Here is a 1,593-nt window from a genome sequence, read left to right on the forward strand (position 1 = left end):
AAACATACTAAGATTAGCTCTGTAAAACCGATTTGGTTTTACAGAGCTTTTTTGAATTATAGTAGGTATATGAAGCTAAAGATCGTACAAAGACTCTTGGACTTCGAGTCCGTAATATAAACTGATCACCGCCATTACCTTTAGTAATTCAGGTTTAAGTATGTTGGTCCTTGAGACCGTGTTTAGGAAATTAGGATAACCGGAGATAATCACGGAATATTTTTTGTGTTCATTTTAGGAGATGCTTGTTTTGGAACAACATGATGTTATTGGCATTGATGTCTCGATGGGAAAAAGTAGCTGTGCCATCTACCATCAAAATCAATGCCTTTATGATTTTACCTTTACCCACACGATTACTGGCTTTGGAACATTACTTTCAAGGATTAACCTAACGGTTAATCCAGTTGTTTATTTTGAATCGACTGGCATCTATTCACGACCTGTCAGAACCTTCTGTATAAACAATCGACTTAACTACGTTGAAGTGAATCCGTTAGCTTTACACTTTCAAATGAGTACCTTGCGCCGGCTTAAAACCGACCGGAACGATGCCCACAAGATTGCCCAATATGGTCTTCAATATCCGCAAGTATTATCTCAACCCTTCGCGCCTACCTATGAAAGACTACGTGAATTATCCCGATTTCATTCTCAAGTAGAGACAGATATCAAAGACAAACGGATGAGATTACATAACGCACTCCAACAGACCTTCCCAGAATTGGAACATCTTTTTATTAATCGCGTATCTAAGTTGGCACTGAACATTATTGTCTTAATGCCACATCCAGATTTTGTACGCTCAGTGTCACAAACAAAATTAAAAAATATTATCATGAAAAGTACAGATAAAAGTCTTTCCAAAACTAAGGCTTTAAAGCACGCTCAGGAGCTTCTACACTTCACCTCAGTTAGTTACCCCTCAGCTGGAAGTAATAGTATCCAAGTCGATGAGGTTCGCTATTACGCTCAGCAACTAATTAATCTCATCCATGAGAAAGAGAAACTAGTTGAGCAGCTCAAAGGCTTGGCTCAAACACTTCCTGAATTTGAAATAATGACCTCTTTTCCAGGAATCGGCGACCAAACGGCCGCCGAATTGATTGGAGAACTTGGCAACCTTCGAAGATTCGCCAACAATCGTAAACTAAATGCTTATATTGGAATTGATTTGAACCGTTATCAGTCTGGCACATACACACGTTCTGATCATATTAATAAACGTGGTAACGCCCATGCCCGAAGTATTTTATTCTTCACAATAGGAAATATGATTCGCCAACAGGCAGCAGCATCTAATCATATTGTCGATTACTATTACCGATTAAAAAAAGGACCTTATCCCAAACAGGATAAGGTCGCAAAGGTAGCTTGCATGAATAAGACCATCAAGTGTCTCTTAGTCATGGTAAAGGCCAACCAAAAATATGATTATTCATATCACGGACTCGGGGTCCAATAAGGCTTACGCCTTATGATCTCATTCTAGCAGTCTCACATTGAATTTCAAATCTGTTCTGGGTGAGACACTATTTAGTGTACACAAAATTTCAAAATGTTTTATTTACAGAGCTTGACTAAACGTAGGAA

General features: G+C 38.5%; 1 protein-coding gene. It reads left to right on the forward strand.

Going from position 1 to position 1,593, the window contains the following annotated elements; genetic code table 11:
• Window positions 1–250 precede the first annotated feature (250 nt).
• Window positions 251–1,465 (forward strand): IS110 family RNA-guided transposase, encoded by a 1,215-nt coding sequence (locus EKM71_RS10985; protein ID WP_225418045.1) that lies wholly within the window; start codon window positions 251–253, stop codon window positions 1,463–1,465.
• Window positions 1,466–1,593 lie beyond the last annotated feature (128 nt).

It is taken from the genome of Levilactobacillus huananensis (assembly GCF_003946145.1).
Taxonomy (GTDB): domain Bacteria; phylum Bacillota; class Bacilli; order Lactobacillales; family Lactobacillaceae; genus Levilactobacillus; species Levilactobacillus huananensis.